The organism is uncultured Duncaniella sp. (assembly GCF_910578445.1).
Lineage (GTDB): Bacteria > Bacteroidota > Bacteroidia > Bacteroidales > Muribaculaceae > Duncaniella.
This window is the reverse complement of the sequence record NZ_CAJTQC010000009.1, coordinates 84,217-99,426: the sequence shown is the minus strand read 5'-3', so window position 1 is coordinate 99,426 and position 15,210 is coordinate 84,217. Positions and strand designations below refer to the sequence as shown.

Here is a 15,210-nt window from a genome sequence, read left to right as displayed (position 1 = left end):
CTACTCCCCCGCTGCCCCTCGACTTGCATGTGTTAAGCCTGTCGCTAGCGTTCATCCTGAGCCAGGATCAAACTCTTCGTTGTTGTCTATTCTTTATTTTCTCTTTTCTATTTTATAAATAGAGCATGGAAAGCAAGAAAGACCGTCTGTTCTGTTCTTTATTTTGCCTTCACAGAAACAGCGCCGGATCCTGTCTGACTTATTCGGTTGAACACCGGATTTTTTTTTCGGAAATTTGACAGAGTTCACTTTTAAATTATGACTCTTGTACTACTTCGTTATTGTTGCAATTATTTCAATGTTCTCTTTATCGCTCTCTTCAGAAGCGCCTCTCGTGGCGTCTATCGGAAAACTTTGCAAAGGTACGTCTTATTTTCGAAACCTGCAAATCTTTTCGAGATTTTAACATTTGTTTAACATTTCATCGTCGAACAATTCAATGTCTTTCAGCGTTTCAATCTCTAGCCCCTCACCGCTGTGAGGTTTGCTTCTCAAAAGCGAGTGCAAAGGTAGGAACTTTCTACATTCCCTCCAAATTTTATACGGTATTTTAACAGAATTTTAACACTTTTCCGCGATTTTGCCTCAAAATAGCCCTAAAACGGTCCTTTTTCATGCAAAATCGCCTATTTTTAACATAGCCCTCTCCTATTGCAAAAAAAGCGCATCAGCAATAGACTTGCCGATGCGCTACATAAAAACATTTAATTTTTTATCCGTTCTTTTTTTCGAAAAGAAGCTTATTTGTTAACACGGAAACGCTCTTCACCGGTGGTGAGGAAAGAAATCACCTGACGCGCGGCTGCAATTCCGGCGTTGATATTTGCTTCCGAAGTCTGCGCTCCCATCTTTTTGGGAGTAAAGAACACCCGGTCGCCAAAACGCTCCTTAATCTCTGCGGCGCGGTCAGGAGCAACATCAGCCGCATACTTGATGTCGCCACGCTCATCAAGAGCCTTGATGAGACCTTCCTCATCAATCACCTCCTTACGCGCGGTATTAATAAGAAGACCGCCCTTGGGCATTGACGTGATAAGCTCATAACCGATCGACTTGCGCGTTTCGGGAGTTGCAGGGATGTGAATCGACACAACCTTATTGTTGCGATAAAGCTCCTCGACGGAATGCACCGCAGAAACACCGGCATCTTCCATCACGTTGTCGGGACAATACGGGTCAAGAGCCGAGACATTCATCTCGAAGCCACGCGCTATGCGGGCCACATTACGTCCCACCTGTCCGAATGCCTGTATTCCGAGCGTCTTGTCTTTAAGCTCAGAACCGGAAGTGCCGTTATACATGTTGCGACACATCATCACGGCCAGACCGAACACAAGTTCAGCAACGGCATTGGAATTCTGCCCCGGAGTGTTCTGGACACATACACCATGTTCGGTAGCAGCAGCGAGATCCACATTGTCGTAGCCGGCTCCGGCTCTCACCACCACCTTGAGGTTGGGTGCGGCAGCGAGAACTTCGCCATCGACTTTGTCACTGCGGATAATCAGCGCATCCACATCGGCAACCGCAGCGAGAAGTTCCTTGCGGTCGGTATATTTTTCAAGAAGCACGAGTTCTGCTCCGGCATCCTCGATAACCTTGCGCATTCCGTCGACTGCGACAGCTGCAAAAGGCTTTTCTGTTGCTATAAGGACTTTCATAGTTGAATTGTCTTATCTGAATTTATAAATCGTGCGATCAATGAGCCTTTTCGAAATCATTCATCGCGTCGACAAGTGCCTGCACGCTTTCAATGGGGAGTGCATTGTAGAGCGACGCACGGAAACCGCCAACCGAACGGTGGCCCTTGATGCCGACGATGCCTCTGGCAGCGCAGAAGTCAACGAAGTCTTTTTCAAGTTCCTTGTATTCGGGTGTCATTACGAAAGTGACATTCATGATTGAACGTGAATCAGGATCAGTCACAGTGCCGACAAACATCTTGGAGGCATCGATAGCATCGTAGAGAACCTTGGCCTTGGCTACATCGCGCTTTTCCATCTCTTTCACGCCACCCATTTCCTTATAATAACGGAGGGTCTGGAGTGCGGAGAATACGGGAAGCACAGGAGGAGTGTTGAACATCGAACCCTTCTTGATGTGGGTGCGGTAGTCAAGCATGGTGGGAATCACACGGTCCACATGACCGAGAGCGCTCTCCTTGACAATCACAAGTGTCGCACCTGCCGGGCCGAGATTCTTCTGCGCGCCGGCATAAATGAGATCATATTTGGAAACGTCGACTGGACGCGAGAAAATATCTGACGACATGTCGGCAACCAGAGGCACTTTCACGTCGGGATCTGTGCGCAGCTCTGTTCCGTAAATAGTATTATTGGTGGTGATATGGAAATAGTCGAGATCTTCAGGCACTGTATATCCCTTCGGATAATAGGTATAATTGGCCTCCTTTGATGAAGCAAGCACTTCTACCTCACCAAAAATCTTGGCTTCCTTGATAGCGTTAGCCGCCCATGTTCCGGTGTCGAGATAGCCGGCCTTGGTGCGCAGGAGGTTAAAGGGAGCCATGCAGAACTGAAGGCTCGCGCCACCGCCGAGATAAAGCACATGATAACCCTCGGGAACATCAAGAAGTTCCTTAACCAACGCCTGAGCTTCGTCCATTACAGCTACAAACTCTTTGCCGCGGTGTGAAACCTCAAGAAGAGAGAGACCTGTGTTGGCAAAATTAATGACAGCTTCGGCCGTATTCTTAATAGTGTATTCACTAAGAATTGAAGGGCCGGCGGAAAAATTATGCTTCTTCATATTATTATATAAATTTGTATGAAAGTTGACGTTTACAATTGATGTGATGAACTACATGAATAATGTGTGTCATGTTGGTTCACTTTTTATATTCCGCAAATATAGCGATTTTTTCATTCGAGCCAACAAAAATTATGAAAATTATGGAAATTTTTCATTAATCCATGTTGACAGTCAATTTTTTTCTCATCCACTACTTCCGACAGTCAAATCCATCAATCCACCGGCGACCATCACTCCACTCTTGCTTCGGCACGACATTCATTGTCACATTCCGTGCGTTCATTGACACATGCTTTGCCGCCTCAACTTTTAAATTTAACTTTACTTCCGAAGCAAATATACCGGACTATCCGACATTAAACATTTTTTAATACATAGCCATTCAACTTTATGGCTACTTCGGTGTTTATACAATGTTTTAGTTCTACCGGTGCAAAAAAATAATAATCATCACTCAACAGACACAATGAATCTAAACTTTAACGGCAAATCTCTTGGCTCGAAAGTATCCACTGGCCTCAAAACCGTAAAAAGCCATTCGCCCCATACCACTAAAGCTTGGCTCGTAATAATCCTCGCGGGACTCATTGTTGCCGCCGCGATATATTTTTTCACGCGCCCAAAGACACAGCCTGCATCAATCCCGAACGTTGAAGTCGAGACTGTCGGCACAGCTAACGTAAATATATATGGTGAATACGTCGGCCGCATCCGCGCACAGCAGTTCGTCGAAATCCACGCCCGTGTCGAAGGCTATCTTGAAAGCATGCTCTTCAAGGAAGGATCATACATCGAAAAAGGCCAGACCCTTTTCGTGATTGACCCTCGTCTCTATAAAGCGCATGTCAACAAAGCACGCGCGCAGCTCAACAAGGCACGCGCACAGGCACAGAAAGCCGAACGCGACCTCAACCGCATTAAGCCCCTCTATGCTCAGAACGCAGCATCGCAGCTCGACCTTGACAATGCTACGGCAGCCTACGAAAGCGCCACCGCTGAAGTCATCGTCAGCGAGGCCGATCTCACACAGGCCGAACTCACTCTCGGCTACACCCGCGTCAGCTCTCCGATTTCAGGCTATATCTCCGAACGAGTGGCCGATATCGGCACTCTTGTCGGCCCGTCAGGAGGCAAGTCGCTCCTCGCCACAGTGGTGAAAAGCGACTCCGTGAGAGTCGACTTCTCGATGACAGCACTTGACTATCTCCGCAGCAAGGACCGTAACGTAAACCTTGGCGAGGCCGATTCGAAACGCAAATGGAATTCATTTGTGACCATCACTCTCCCCGACGGTTCTGTCTATCCCCACAAGGGTCTTGTCGACTTCGCCGACCCACAGGTCGACCCGAAGACAGGCACATTTTCCGTCCGCGCAGAGATGCCCAACCCCGACCGCAGCCTGCTGCCGGGCGAATTCACCAAAGTGAAAGTGCTTCTCGATGTACGTGAAAATGCAATCGAAGTCCCGACAAAATCACTTGTTATAGAAAAAGGTGGAGCCTACGTCTTTGTCGTGCGTCCTGACAGCGTGGTCGAAAAGCGCTTTATCGAGCTCGGACCTGAAGTCGGCAACAAGACAATCGTCGAACGCGGTCTTGCCAAAGGCGAGAAACTCGTAGTGGAAGGTTACCATAAGCTATCACACGGAATAAAGGTAAATCCGATTCCAGCCCCGAAGAAAAAAGAAGAAGAAACTACCGACGAAACCGCCGACGTAGTCATCACACAGCAAACTGAAGTCAAGGAGGATTGAACATGAAAAAGAACTTCTTTCTCGAACATCCGGTATTCTCCATCGTAATATCCATCGTGATATTCATCATCGGAGGTATCGGCCTGACTCTCCTGCCCGTTGATCAATATCCCCAGATAGTCCCTCCGGTCGTAAAAATCAGCGCATCCTACCCCGGCGCCGACGCACAGACCGTAACTCAGGCCGTGGCAACTCCTATCGAACAGGAACTTAACGGCACACCGGGCATGATCTACATGTCGTCGACAAGTTCCAACTCCGGCGGCTTCTCGGCACTTGTGACATTCGACATCGACACTGACCCCGAACTCGCCGCCGTCGACATACAGAACCGCGTCAAGAAAGCCGAATCCCGTCTTCCTGCCGAAGTCGTACAGAACGGCATATCCGTCTCAAAAGAGACCGCAAACCGCCTCATGACGATTTCAATCCTGTCAGACGACCCTAAATTTGACGAAATATATCTCAGTAATTATACCACCCTCAACGTTCTTGACCCGATTCGCCGTATTCCCGGTGTCGGTAGCGTGAGCAACGTCGGCAGCCGTTACTATGCAATGCAAATCTGGGTCGAACCCGACAAGCTCGCCGATCTCGGACTCACCGTCAAAGATGTGCAGAATGCCCTAAAGGACCAGAACCGCGAATCGGCAGCCGGAGCGCTCGGACAAGCACCGGCGACAGACATCGACGTGACAATGCCGATCATCGCGCAGGGCCGACTATCATCGGTCGGTGAATTCGAGGACATCGTGCTCCGCGCCAACCCCGACGGCTCGTTCATCCGTCTGCGCGACGTCGCCCGAGTATCTCTCGAGGCTTCCAGCTATGCAACCGAGAGCGGTATCAATGGCGGCAACGCAGCCGTGCTCAACATCAACATGCTTCCCGGCGCTAACGCCATGGAAGTGGCGAAAGCAGTCAAGGCCGAGATGGAAAACATTGCGAAGAACTTCCCTGAAGGCATCAGCTATGAGATTCCGTTCGACATGACCACATATATATCGGAGTCTATCCACCACGTCTACCGCACATTCTTCGAGGCTCTCATACTCGTGATTCTCGTGGTGTTTCTCTCTCTTCAGAACTGGCGTACCACCCTCATTCCGATTATCGCCGTCCCGATTTCGCTTGTCGGCACGTTTGGTGTAATGCTCATATTCGGGTTCTCGCTCAACATGCTCACCCTCCTCGGCCTCATACTTGCAATCGGTATCGTGGTCGACGATGCCATCGTAGTCGTCGAAAATGTCGACCGCATCATGAACACCGAGCATCTTTCGCCCAAGGAAGCCACGGCAAAGGCCATGAGCAATCTGGGCAGCGCCCTCATCGCAATGTCCCTCGTACTATGTGCCGTGTTTATCCCTGTGAGCTTCCTCCCGGGAATCACCGGACAGCTCTACCGTCAGTTCACCGTGACAATCGCAGTGTCGGTCATCATCTCGACAATCGTTGCGCTCACACTATCGCCTGTCATGTGTGCCAAACTGCTTAAACCTGCGTCAAAACGCAAGAAGGCAAAGATTTTCCGTCTGATCAACATCTGGCTTAACCGCGGCAACAAGACATATTGCCGCATGATAGCCCGGACTCTCAACCATCCCAAGCGCATGTACACGGCTTTCGGACTTGCACTTGTATTCATCTACATGATGAATTCACTGATGCCACGAAGCTTCATGTCGCAAGAGGATCAAGGCTACTTCACAGTCGAACTGGAGCTGCCTGAAGGATCGACCATCGAGCGTAGCCGCGAGGTGACGGAACGAGCCATGGACTATCTGCTTGCCGACCCCGACGTGGCCTACGTGCTCAACGTCACAGGTTCGTCGCCACGCGTCGGAACTAACCCGGCCCACTCACAGCTGACAGTCATACTGAAGCCGTGGGAGGAACGCACCACACACGACATAACCGAAATCCGTTCGCGTGTCCACGCCGAACTGTCTAAATATCCCGAAAGCCGCGCCTACGTGTTCTCTCCCTCAATCATCCCTGGCCTCGGAAGTTCAGGCGGTTTTGAAATGGTGCTTGAGGCCAGAGGCGACGCTACATACGCCGACCTGCAAAATGCTGTCGACACTCTGCGCCACTATGCCTCCACCTGTCCCGCCGTGGCCGACATCTCGACATCAATGCAGGCCGATATTCCTCAGCTCTATTTCGATGTGGACCGCGACCGCGCGAAAATGCAGGGAATCCCCGTCAGCGACATATTCTCGACAATGAAGGCTTTCACCGGCTCAATCTATGTCAACGACTTCAATATGTTCAACCGCATATACCGTGTCTACATACAGGCTGAAGCCCCCTATCGCTCACGCCGCGACAACATCAATCTCTTCTTCGTGCGAGGAGCCAACGACGTGATGGTCCCCATCTCATCGCTCGGGACATCCCATTTCACCACCGGCCCGGGCACTATCGGACGATTCAACATGTTCAACTCCGCCACGATATCAGGAGAAGCAGCCCACGGCTACAGCACCGGTCAGGCTATGGACGCGCTTGAAGATATAGTACGAGAGCACCTGCCCGAAAACATCGGCGTGGAGTGGAGCGGCCTGTCATATCAACAAAAACACGAAAGCGGAAACACAGGACTCGTCCTCGGACTGGCATTGCTGTTCGTCTTCCTGTTTCTCGCCGCGCAGTATGAAAGCTGGAGCGTACCACTCGCTGTCATCCTGTCGCTTCCGATAGCCGGCGTTGGAGCATATCTCGGCATCTGGGTGTGCGGACTTGAAAACAACATCTACTTCCAGATCGGACTCGTGATGCTCGTCGGACTCGTCGCAAAAAATGCCATCCTAATCGTCGAATTCGCAAAGGAGGAAGTCGACAAGGGTGTCGATGCAGTCCATGCGGCACTGACTGCGGCGCGTCTCCGTTTCCGTCCGATTGTAATGACTTCGCTGGCCTTCATGCTTGGCCTTCTTCCGCTTCTTTTCGCCTCAGGACCCGGCTCGGCCGCACGCCGCGACATCGGCACAGGCGTGTTCTTCGGAATGCTCGTCGCCATTACAATAGGCATCGTATTCGTACCGTTCTTCTTCGTAGCCATCAACCGTCTGACAAAACGTGGCTCGAAAAAACAGATTGAAACTACAAAAGCCAACTCTGAAAACGCTCAACAATGAAAAAATTAATATTTCTCATCATAGCTCTTGCAGCCATGACCGGCTGCTCGGGAGTGAAGAATCTCACCCCTGCCGATTCAGGAATGCCTCAGTCCTACATGCCCGGACTGGAAGCAGACTCGGCATGCGTGGCCGACATGGCTTGGTGGGACTTCTACACTGACTCGACCCTCTGCAATCTGATCCGCCTGACACTCGACAACAACCGCGACCTGCTCAAAGCGGCTGCCAGAGTCGAGGAAGCCCGCCAACTCTACGGCCTCAGCAAAGCCAATCTTATGCCAGAAGTCAACGGACTTCTCAGCGCAGATCACGAAACAAACAAATACAGTGGTGGCCCTACGAAAAAAGATCCTGAATACGACCTAAAACTTACCGTCAGCTGGGAAGTAAACCTATGGGGATCGCTATCATGGGCAAAAAAAAGCGGAGCAGCCCGTTTTGCAGCCACAGTCGATGACATGCACGCCATGCGAATGACCCTCATCGCCGACGTTGCATCGGCCTATTTCCGTCTCGTAGCCCTCGACAACGAACTTGCCATCGTCCGCCAGACTCTCGCCACCCGCGAGGAATCTCTCGAACAGGCCCGGATACGATTCGAAGGCGGACTCACATCCGAGACTGTCTATCAGCAGGCAAAGGTGGAATATGCCTCCGCCGCTTCTCTCATCCCGAATCTCGAAAGCCGCATAACCGAAGCCCGCAACGCCATCACTCTGCTCATGGGCGAATATCCCCGCGAGATTCTCGAACGCGGACAACTCGCGCTCAACATATCCCTGCCCGAATCGCTTCCGGCCGGACTGCCCTCGACTCTCCTCGAACGTCGCCCCGACCTCCGCGCCGCCGAACGCCGTCTGGCTGCGGCGATGGCAGATGTCGGTATGAACTACGCCAACAGATTCCCGAACCTGCGTCTCGCTTTTTCCCCCGGCTTCGAAAACGATGCACTCTCCCGATTCTTTGAGTCTCCGTTTACCTATGCTATCGGCTCTGTAACCGGCTCGGTCTTTGATTTCGGACGCAAAAAACGAAAGTATCAGGCATCTATCGCAGTCTATGACCAAGCCCGCTACGATTACGAAAAAGCTGTAATCACTGCGTTCACCGAAGTCAACAGCGCTCTGTCTACCTATCGGCGCGTGAAGGAGACAAGCCGGCTCAAGGTCGAGCTTCGCGATGCTACCGTGAAATACGTCCAGCTTGCACATCTCCAGTATCGGGCAGGAACGCTCAACTACATTGACGTTCTCGACGCACAGCGCCGCTACTTCGACGCTCAGATCGGTGTCAGCAACGCCCTCCGCGACGAATATCTGGCAATCATCAACCTCTACAAAGTCCTCGGCGGAGGCTGGTCAACCGAAGGCTGACAGACCCGCCCCCTCAGCCCTGTTCCCTACAATCAGATTAACCCTAACCAATACGATAAAGGCGCATCCGAGCAGGATGCGCCTTTATCGTATTGGTTAAATCATCACTCCTTACCCTCACCCGATTGCCATCGCTGATTCTGGAGGGCGGCGGAACGCATCTCGGCCGGATTGTCGCACGGCTGCCACAAATCCACGTGTCCTAACTGGTCGGGCATGAACTGCTGCACAACAAAATTTCCCGGATAATTATGTGAATACTTATAGTCACGCCCATAGCCCATATCTTTCATCAACGATGTCGGGGCATTGCGCAGATGAAGCGGCACAGGCAGATCTCCTGTACGCTCCACCAGATCCATCGCCTTATGGAGAGCCATGTAAGTCGAATTACTCTTCTGTGACAAAGCCAGATAGACCGTACATTCGGCCAACGGAATCCGCCCCTCGGGAAAACCGAGTTTATGAACAGCGTCAAACGTCGCATTGGCCAGCAACAACGCATTGGGATTAGCCAGACTTATATCCTCGGCCGCAAGTATGAGCAGACGGCGCGCGATGAATTCCGGGTCTTCACCACCGTGAATCATACGGGCGAGCCAATAGAGAGCCGCATCCGGGTCTGAACCGCGCACACTCTTGATGAAAGCCGAGATTATATCATAGTGCATCTCACCGTTCTTGTCATAAGCCGCAGGATTCTCCTGAAGCCGGTCGGTTACGATGCGGTCGTTTATGACCACCGGCTCGCCCTGAGGCGTAGACTGCTCAAGCAAATCGAGTATATTCAGCAGCTTGCGGGCATCGCCCCCTGCAAAGCGAAAAAGCGCCGTAGTTTCATCGACCTTCACTCCGTGAGCCATAAGGGTCTCATCGCCATTGACAGCACGGTCAAGCAGCAGTTCCAGATCTGATTGCTCAAGCGGTCTGAGAGTGTAGACCTGCGCACGCGAAAGCAACGGACGTATAACCTCAAACGACGGATTCTCGGTCGTCGCACCAATCAGTGTCACCACCCCGCTCTCGACTGCGCCGAGCAGACTATCCTGCTGCGCCTTGCTGAAACGATGGATTTCATCTATAAACAGGATAGGCCGTCCGCCGGTGAACATGCTCATGGCATCCGACTTGCAGCGCTCTATCACCTCACGCACCTCCTTCACCCCGGCGCTAATAGCCGAAAGTGTATAGAACGGCACATTGACTGAATTGGCAATGATGCGCGCAAGCGTGGTCTTCCCTACCCCGGGAGGCCCCCAGAGTATAAAAGACGACACTTTAGCCGACTCAATCATCCGACGCACCACCCCGCCCGGCCCGACAAGGTGAAGCTGACCTATATAATCATCAAGTGAGCGCGGACGCATGCGCTCGGCAAGAGGCTGATTCATAATGCAAATTTACTCATTTTTCCGGCAAATCAAAAGCCTCCGACAACCTCCGGTTTCATCAGAGTCTGTCACTTAAAGATTTAAGTCTCAATATGTCACTTTCTTAAAATAAATTCTCTTCATTGTGAGAACTGCTATGATACAAACCGTCACCGCACTGCAGACAGCGGCATACGACAACGACTTTGCGAGTCCCAGATGCCGGACAAATAAAAAATACTCCGCAGGAATCACAGCACTTAAAAAACCGGCGAACGGACACCATTTAAATGGTATAGGCTCTTTGACAAGAGCTAATTCCGTATCGCAGTGATTACACCGAACCGTGTACGCCGTGCCCCGCAAAAAATATCTGGAACAAACACCGACAGATACCTGCCGGCGGCAATGTGGACATTCCCTTTCTTTGAGATTCATAACCTGTGAGTATTATCAATGTTTTTCAAAAGTACTACTTATGCTACCCGAAATAAGCCGCATTTTTCATAACTGACTGTAAATATACGAAAAAAGCATCCAATAAGCAAAACTATAGCCATACTCTCCCAAACCGGAGGCCATGTCCTATCACGTCGAATGGCTTCCGGCGCTTGTGCCGGAAGCCATTCAGGTATCATTAATCATATGTATATTTAGCGCTATGACAGCGGGGTAGGAAACTGTCGGCAGCAGGCTAAAGATATGTCGCAGAATCAGCGGCGGTAGACAGGTTTCATATCATACGAGAGCATCGCAATCGAGAAGCCCCAGTAGATGAATGCCAGAGATGTCAGGAAGCTGGTCATAGCCATGTCCTGAAGCCAGCCGGCCTCAATGAAGAAGAAACCGATGAGCATGAGCAGGATACCGTTGACAAGATAGAGCCACCAGTAGCGACGACCGCTCTGCACGACAGCACTGCACACGGCGCTGATGCCCCAATAGATGAAGATAAATGCTATAAAGTAGGGGAACACCATTTCCGAAAGGACTATGCTGCGCACGAGCATGAATCCGATAAAGATGTCAATCACACCACCTGCAAGCCACCATCCCCAGCCACTGCCGCGGTTAGGACCTGAGGCAACCAGAAGCTGGACAACACCGACGAGAAGGAGAAGCCAGCCAAATATCTGTGAAGCAACCGCATAACCGGCTACCGGCCAGAACCAATAGGCAAATCCACAGATAACCATGAGGATTCCCGCGCAGAGGACAACCCACCAATAGCGGGTCTGACCCCAGAATTTTTCAATGAGCGTTTTCATAACGACTTATTTTTTGATTAATAGTTGAAATTTATTTTTCTTATTTTGATTTTCTTCAGAAGTCATCCCTGTCCGTGAGGTTCGCCCGGCTATGTGTCCGGAGCATTTCATGCGGGAAGAAGATTGAGAGCCCGGTGGCTCTGTGCGTTTCATTTTATTATAATAACACTCGCCGGATTAAATTTGTTGATGTCATCTGTCTGATTTTCACTTTTTAGCGGTTGTGTCGTCCGGCAGTGTCACACCGCTCTCAGCCACCTGCATGAGATAGCGCCTGACAAGAGCCTCGTATTCCGGAGTTTCCTTGAACCTGCGTATCTGAGCGTCGAGCGTGTCGGCGAGCACTGAGTCCGACTTGTTTACCACCCACGACTGGAACTGCGTGAACGAGACAGGTGTTGATATGTCGACCTCGGGATAATCCTTTGCGAGAAGCGTGGCTTTCGCTTCATTTATGACCGCACGGGGGATTTTTCCCATTGCCGTCAGCATGAACAGCTGCTCGGCGCTTCTTATAGAGTCGTGGCGCAGGATTATCGTATCGCCGATTTCTCGCGATAGATTCTGCAAGCGCTCGGCAACCGGAGAGTTTTTAAGCGCCCATACCTCTTTTCCGGCAAGGTCGAGGCGCGAACGTATGGTGGTGTCGCGGCTGATCAGCACCTGCTTGTCGAGATAGACCGGTTCGGTGAAACGGAAACTTTCACGGCGGGAGGCCGTGATTGGCAGATCGGAAATCACCACGTCATACTTTCCGCTTTGAAGGTCGTCAAGGGCTTCATTTATTGAGGCGATAGGATAGAATTTCACATGGTCGCCATAAAGAGCTGCCATCCCCTTCATCATTTCGTAGTTGAAACCCGCGAGAGAATCGCCGTAACGATACAGTGACATTGGCGAATAGTCAATGGCCACATTGATGGTGTCGCCGCGACCTCTGACATACTCATATCCACGCGACGGCACAGGCGAAGAGCATCCTTTGACTGTAACCACAACGAAGATTGCCATCAGCAACAGCGACAGCAGTATGCCTCCGAACGGAGCGCGGAAGAGCGAGCGGAGTCCCTTATGTTTGCGAGGGACTGGCTGACCGCCACGGGAAGGACGGTCTGAGATATGATTGTCATTTGACATAAGCAAGGCCGGTCATTTATATATCAACTATATAAACAACCGGCCGGGCTTTATGGGTTTGCTAAAAATTCTCTCCGAAAAGATGTGTGATTCGAATTATTGTTAAAAAACGCAGTTGATAGCGGTATATGTCAGTTCATGAAATCGACAATCACACCCATCTGGAAACGTCGCGGATTGAGCGGATAGTGCGGAAGCGAGAAATAATCGTCATTGCCAAACAATCCTTGGTTGAGATGTGAGTATAATACAAAGAATCGCGCGCGCGAGAGCTTGAAATTGGCATAGGCGTTCATAAACGGATAGTTGCCACACTTGATTTCGCGCTGATTGTAGAAGGCCATCGTCGCCGGCTGGTAGCCGGGCGCGTAATATTCCGTGTAGTAATCCATATCGACACCCATCTGCACCTCAAGCACCTTGGCAACCTTGAAGTTTAGGAAAAGATTGGAGTAGACGGCAAACTGAGGGAGCGGGATGACCGCATCGTCCGACGATTTCTGATAGATCAGCGAATTTTCCCAGTTGAGCGCACGCCAGCGAAGATTTTGCTGAAGCTGCACACTGAACACCTGAACGCTTCCTCCGTTCTGGACCGGAAGCATATCCGGACCGAAATAGATGTGGTTCTGGACATTTTCGACACCCACATCGACATGAGTTCCCGTATGCGGCAGATTCAGTATGCCGCCGAAACGCAGACGGCGCGTCTTGCCGAAATCGTTCATCCATGCAAAGTGGTTCGAGATGTAGTTGTTCATGAGGTAGGGCGCGGTGGTGTTGCTGAAATGACCGTAGCCCTTCACCGTGACTGTATCACCGAGAAGCTTGATTCGGGTCGAGACATTGCCGTCGGCCTTGATTTCGCCGGCCGCCGGGCCGATGAGTCCAAGACTTGCCGTTGCCTCATAATTGAGCAGATGACCCTGCTGCTTGACGAGCTGTGCGCCGACATAGAGGAGATTCTGTGTCTCCTTACCTTTGAGACGCGACTCGAACGGATAGGGAGTCAGCCCCTCCGGACGGTCAGGGCCTGATATGGCAAGAGTGTCGTCGGTCTGATGATAGGTGCGAAGTTCGTGGGTTAGAAACGCCCCGAGCCCGGCCTTGGCATATTTGTTGAAACCTTCGAGCAGGGAGACACCGACGGTGTTGCGCATGGAGCTGTAGCTGGTCTTGTCGGTGGTGGCAGCCGTACTCATGTAGTGGTTTGTCCAGAAACTCTCCTCCTCCGAGGCATTGGAATTTGTGAATTTATGGCGCGCGGCGTTATAATCGAAAGTCCAGATAAAACTCGACACGGGGACATATTCCCGTGCGACTATCGAATCATTCTCGTCCTTCTCCTCGCGCCAGTAGCCCACCTTATAGCGATGGTTCATATAGAACTGCTTGCCGGTCACACGCGAATGTGATGCCGTAAGGTTTGTGGGAATACTTTTGGCATTAATCGACGAGACACCGCCCTGAAGCTGCGCCGGATCAAGGATGTAGAGGTCGTCAGTGATACCGCCATTCTCCTTGTTGAGCATATTGTAGGCATTGAAAAATCCCTGAAACTCATAGCGGTCGCCGGTATATGAGCCTGACAGCCCCCACACCATACCCTTGGCAGCCTGATAGTTGTAGCTGCCTTTCGAATATGGATACGACAATTGCGCACCGATCTGCGTGCGCTTGTTGAGATTGCCCGAAAACATCATGCGCAGCCAGTCTTGGGCGATTTCACGTCCGCCGCCGGTATTATAGCCAAGCTGGGTCATCGGGATGCGCGAATTGTAGAAACGCATGGTCTCTATGTCGGGAATCCAGAACTGCTTTGCATCGCGGAAGAAGAAATCGCTCATCGGATTGCTCTGCATGAAAATCATGTTCTTACCCACCGAAGCCTGATTGCCGGTAGTGGCAAAAGCCGGACTGTATGACGAAGGGACAGCCGTCTTGTGATAGTTGTAGAGAAGAGTGTCAAGAGGCGCACGCTCACGCAATCCGAGCGGCTGAAGGATGCGCCACGAATATGACAGCGAGTCGTCGGGAACATCATCGGCAGCCGCGACACAGAATCCGGCCGCTATTATAGTGAAAATAATTAATAGATATTTTTTCATAAGTGACTGCAAATGTACACAAAAATCAGCGTTTTCCCACCCCCTCAGCCATAAAAAACACTCCCGACCAACCTCCCCGCCACGAAACAACCACCCCGAAAGATGTCCCGCAGGACATCCTCTTACTCATAGCCCAGTACATCGGAGCGTAGCGAAGATGTGCGGGGACGGATGTGCATGGGGGTTGATACCGGGCGCGATGATGAAAAAACAGCGGGAGCACCTTCCCCCTCCGGGGGAAAGCGCTCCCGCGCAATTGCAGTCAGCGGCCACATCCGGCCAC

Annotated in this window: 10 protein-coding genes and 1 rRNA gene (1 of these 11 only partly in view); 4 read left to right on the top strand and 7 right to left on the bottom strand. The window is 51.2% G+C overall.

Annotated features, from left to right (window positions below):
* The 3 genes from QZ311_RS05840 to serC all read right to left on the bottom strand — a co-directional run.
* Positions 1-83: ribosomal RNA gene (locus QZ311_RS05840) — 16S ribosomal RNA — on the bottom strand; its annotated part reaches 219 nt to the left of the window's first position; the annotation flags it as partial.
* A 657-nt stretch (positions 84-740) separates the two neighbouring features.
* Positions 741-1,661: an NAD(P)-dependent oxidoreductase gene (locus QZ311_RS05835; protein ID WP_297065316.1), complete on the bottom strand. Its 921-nt coding sequence runs from the start codon at positions 1,659-1,661 to the stop codon at positions 741-743.
* A gap of 37 nt (positions 1,662-1,698) precedes the next feature.
* Complete coding sequence (serC, locus tag QZ311_RS05830) at positions 1,699-2,769, bottom strand: 3-phosphoserine/phosphohydroxythreonine transaminase (protein WP_297065312.1); 1,071 nt, start codon at positions 2,767-2,769, stop codon at positions 1,699-1,701.
* A 469-nt stretch (positions 2,770-3,238) separates the two neighbouring features.
* On the opposite strand from serC, the gene QZ311_RS05825 reads away from it, so the two are divergent.
* From QZ311_RS05825 to QZ311_RS05815, 3 genes are read left to right on the top strand one after another with little or no spacing between them, the layout of a single operon-like run.
* Positions 3,239-4,525 (top strand): efflux RND transporter periplasmic adaptor subunit, encoded by a 1,287-nt coding sequence (locus QZ311_RS05825; protein ID WP_297065309.1) that lies wholly within the window; start codon positions 3,239-3,241, stop codon positions 4,523-4,525.
* 2 nt (positions 4,526-4,527) lie between these two features.
* Positions 4,528-7,668 carry a multidrug efflux RND transporter permease subunit gene (locus QZ311_RS05820; RefSeq protein WP_297065307.1) on the top strand — a complete coding sequence of 1,047 codons (3,141 nt, stop codon included), beginning with the start codon at positions 4,528-4,530 and terminating at the stop codon, positions 7,666-7,668.
* Positions 7,665-9,044, top strand: a complete 1,380-nt coding sequence (locus tag QZ311_RS05815) for an efflux transporter outer membrane subunit (protein WP_297065304.1) — start codon at positions 7,665-7,667, stop codon at positions 9,042-9,044. The genes QZ311_RS05820 and QZ311_RS05815 overlap by 4 nt, the downstream gene beginning before the upstream one ends.
* A gap of 104 nt (positions 9,045-9,148) precedes the next feature.
* On the opposite strand, the gene QZ311_RS05810 is transcribed toward QZ311_RS05815, so the two are convergent.
* From QZ311_RS05810 to QZ311_RS05795, 4 genes are all read right to left on the bottom strand, one after another.
* Positions 9,149-10,435, bottom strand: coding sequence for a replication-associated recombination protein A (locus QZ311_RS05810; protein WP_297065301.1), 1,287 nt, complete (start codon positions 10,433-10,435; stop codon positions 9,149-9,151).
* Between the two features lie 692 nt (positions 10,436-11,127).
* Complete coding sequence (locus QZ311_RS05805; protein ID WP_297065298.1) at positions 11,128-11,682, bottom strand: DUF308 domain-containing protein; 555 nt, start codon at positions 11,680-11,682, stop codon at positions 11,128-11,130.
* 207 nt (positions 11,683-11,889) lie between these two features.
* A complete protein-coding gene (locus QZ311_RS05800) occupies positions 11,890-12,819 on the bottom strand; it encodes a transporter substrate-binding domain-containing protein (RefSeq protein WP_297065295.1) in 930 nt (309 codons plus the stop codon).
* A gap of 131 nt (positions 12,820-12,950) precedes the next feature.
* Entirely contained in the window at positions 12,951-14,927 is a 1,977-nt protein-coding gene (locus tag QZ311_RS05795; protein WP_297065292.1) for a putative porin, read from the bottom strand.
* Between the two features lie 2 nt (positions 14,928-14,929).
* Between QZ311_RS05795 and QZ311_RS05790 the strand changes: the two genes are divergently transcribed.
* Positions 14,930-15,079: a hypothetical protein gene (locus QZ311_RS05790; protein ID WP_297065289.1), complete on the top strand. Its 150-nt coding sequence runs from the start codon at positions 14,930-14,932 to the stop codon at positions 15,077-15,079.
* Positions 15,080-15,210: the final 131 nt, after the last annotated feature.

Excerpts from the sequence above, each read along its gene's own strand:
- QZ311_RS05805 (WP_297065298.1), bottom strand. The coding sequence starts at position 11,682 with ATGAAAACGCTCATTGAAAAATTCTGGGGTCAGACCCGCTATTGGTGG.
- QZ311_RS05800 (WP_297065295.1), bottom strand. The coding sequence starts at position 12,819 with ATGTCAAATGACAATCATATCTCAGACCGTCCTTCCCGTGGCGGTCAG.
- QZ311_RS05835 (WP_297065316.1), bottom strand. The coding sequence starts at position 1,661 with ATGAAAGTCCTTATAGCAACAGAAAAGCCTTTTGCAGCTGTCGCAGTC.
- serC (WP_297065312.1), bottom strand. The coding sequence starts at position 2,769 with ATGAAGAAGCATAATTTTTCCGCCGGCCCTTCAATTCTTAGTGAATAC.
- QZ311_RS05810 (WP_297065301.1), bottom strand. The coding sequence starts at position 10,435 with ATGAATCAGCCTCTTGCCGAGCGCATGCGTCCGCGCTCACTTGATGAT.
- QZ311_RS05820 (WP_297065307.1), top strand. The coding sequence starts at position 4,528 with ATGAAAAAGAACTTCTTTCTCGAACATCCGGTATTCTCCATCGTAATA.
- QZ311_RS05815 (WP_297065304.1), top strand. The coding sequence starts at position 7,665 with ATGAAAAAATTAATATTTCTCATCATAGCTCTTGCAGCCATGACCGGC.
- QZ311_RS05825 (WP_297065309.1), top strand. The coding sequence starts at position 3,239 with ATGAATCTAAACTTTAACGGCAAATCTCTTGGCTCGAAAGTATCCACT.
- QZ311_RS05795 (WP_297065292.1), bottom strand. The coding sequence starts at position 14,927 with ATGAAAAAATATCTATTAATTATTTTCACTATAATAGCGGCCGGATTC.